The organism is Pseudoalteromonas agarivorans, assembly GCF_024518735.1.
GTDB classification, from domain to species: Bacteria; Pseudomonadota; Gammaproteobacteria; order Enterobacterales; family Alteromonadaceae; genus Pseudoalteromonas; species Pseudoalteromonas atlantica.
Genome location: NZ_JANIGJ010000029.1, coordinates 1 through 591, shown reverse-complemented (window position 1 = coordinate 591; position 591 = coordinate 1). Strand labels below are relative to the sequence as shown.

General features: G+C 39.9%; 2 tRNA genes and 1 rRNA gene. All 3 read right to left on the bottom strand.

Going from position 1 to position 591, the window contains the following annotated elements:
• Positions 1 to 216: 216 nt before the first annotated feature.
• Positions 217 to 292 (bottom strand) — tRNA-Ala (locus tag NQT65_RS20190).
• Positions 293 to 359: 67 nt separating this feature from the next.
• Positions 360 to 436, bottom strand: a tRNA-Ile gene (locus NQT65_RS20185).
• A gap of 76 nt (positions 437 to 512) precedes the next feature.
• Positions 513 to 591: ribosomal RNA gene (locus NQT65_RS20180) — 16S ribosomal RNA — on the bottom strand; the annotation flags it as partial.

Below are 591 nucleotides of genomic sequence, written 5' to 3'. Positions count from 1 at the left end.
AATCATAAATGATTAAATTGGCACTGAATGATACTGCTATCATTCTTTTTTACTTTTGAAAACTCTTGATAAATACAAAGTATCTATCAGAATTTTATTATCAGCTTTTCCAAATTTTTAAAGAGCAGAGAATCAAAAACTTCTCAAAATTAAACACACTCTATTCTCAGGTGATGTTGCTACCCGATAAAGAATATTTATTTTTAAGAAGTAAAGTGGTGGAGCTAAGCAGGATCGAACTGCTGACCTCCTGCGTGCAAGGCAGGCGCTCTCCCAGCTGAGCTATAGCCCCACATATGCTGGTCTTATTGTTTGTTATCCGACTTCGTTTTAACCTTAGTGATAAGATTAAGAAGAAGTGGTGGGTCTGGGTGGATTTGAACCACCGACCTCACCCTTATCAGGGGTGCGCTCTAACCAACTGAGCTACAGACCCAAACAATAAGTGTTGTTCTCTTTACAATTAACAATCATCTGTGTGGACACTACGAACAAATAAGTTCTAAATCGTATAAGGAGGTGATCCAGCCCCAGGTTCCCCTAGGGCTACCTTGTTACGACTTCACCCCAGTCATGAATCACTCCGTGGTA